This window comes from Gemmatimonadota bacterium (assembly GCA_039715185.1).
Taxonomy (GTDB): domain Bacteria; phylum Gemmatimonadota; class Gemmatimonadetes; order Longimicrobiales; family RSA9; genus DATHRK01.
The window spans coordinates 1-1630 of sequence record JBDLIA010000205.1 but is presented as its reverse complement, the minus strand read 5'-3'; the positions used below and the strand labels follow the sequence as shown (position 1 = coordinate 1630).

Genomic DNA, 1630 nt, shown 5'->3' with positions numbered 1-1630 from the left:
CGCCGCCGGCCAGCAGGGCCTCTCGGTCGCCTTCGATCTCGCCACCCACCGCGGCTACGACTCGGACCACCCGCGCGTGACGGGCGACGTGGGCAAGGCCGGCGTCGCGATCGACTCCGTGGAGGACATGAAGACCCTGTTCGAGGGCATCCCGCTCGATCAGGTGACCGTCTCGATGACCATGAACGGCGCCGTGCTGCCCGTGATGGCCTGCTTCATCGTCGCCGGCGAAGAGCAGGGCGTGCCGCGGGAGAAGCTCGCCGGGACCATCCAGAACGACATCCTGAAGGAGTTCATGGTCCGGAACACGTACATCTATCCGCCCGAGCCCAGCATGCGGATCGTGGCCGACATCATCGAGTACACGGCAAAGCAGATGCCGAAGTTCAACTCGATCTCGATCTCCGGCTATCACATGCAGGAGGCGGGCGCGACGACGGTGCAGGAGCTCGCCTTCACCATCGCCGACGGCCTGGAGTACGTCCGGGCCGCGCGCTCGAAGGGGCTCGACGTCGACGCCTTCGCCGGGCGCCTCTCGTTCTTCTGGTGTATCGGGATGAACTTCTACCTCGAGATCGCGAAGATGCGCGCCGCCCGCCGCATCTGGTGCGAGCGCATGACCGCCGAGTTCGCCCCGAAGAAGCCGGGCTCGCTGATGCTGCGGACGCACTGCCAGACGTCGGGGGCGAGCCTCACCGAGCAGGACCCGATGAACAACGTGGTCCGCACGACCATCGAGGCGATGGCGGCGGTGTTCGGGGGCACCCAGTCGCTCCACACGAACGGCTACGACGAGGCCGTGAGCCTGCCGACGGACGCGGCGGCGCGGGTGGCGCGGAACACGCAGCTGATCCTCCAGGAGGAGTCGGGCATTCCGGCGGTCGTCGACCCCTGGGGCGGCTCGTACTTCATGGAGAGCCTGACCGAGAGCGTCACCCAGGCCGCCGAGGCCCTGATCGACGAGGTCGAGGAACTGGGCGGCATGACGAAGGCGATCTCGGCCGGCATGCCGAAGCTCCGCGTCGAGGAGGCGGCCGCGCGGCGCCAGGCGCGCGTCGACAGCGGCGCCGACGTGATCGTCGGCGTGAACAAGTACGCGCTCGACGAGGAGACGCCGCTCGACGTCCGGGACATCGACAACACCGCGGTCCGCGAGGCCCAGGTGCGGCGTCTCGAGGCCATCCGCGAGGGCCGGGACGCGGGCGCCGTGGAGAAGGCGCTCGCCGAGCTCGGGCGGCTCGCGGAGACCGGGGAGGGCAACCTGCTCGAGTGCGCGGTCGAGGCCGCGCGCGCGCGGGCGACGCTCGGCGAGATCTCGGAGGCGCTCGAGAAGGTCTACACGCGGCACCGCGCCGAGGTGCGCTCGGTCTCCGGCGTCTACGGCGGGACCTACCGGGGCGACGACGAGTTCGAGGCGGCCCAGCGCGAGGTCGAGGCCTTCGCGAAGCAGGAGGGGCGCCGACCGCGCATGCTGGTCGTGAAGCTCGGCCAGGACGGCCACGACCGCGGCATGAAGGTGATCGCGACCGCCTTCGCGGACCTGGGCTTCGACGTCGACGTGGGGCCGCTCTTCCAGACGCCGGAGGAGGCCGCGCAGCAGGCGCTCGACGCCGACGTGCACGTGATCGGC

1 protein-coding gene is annotated in these 1630 nt (G+C 70.3%); it reads left to right on the top strand.

Annotation, left to right across the window (positions count from 1 at the left end; all coding sequences use genetic code 11):
* The coding region (gene scpA, locus ABFS34_16745; GenBank protein ID MEN8377074.1) for a methylmalonyl-CoA mutase at nucleotides 1-1630 on the top strand (1630 nt) is incomplete at both ends.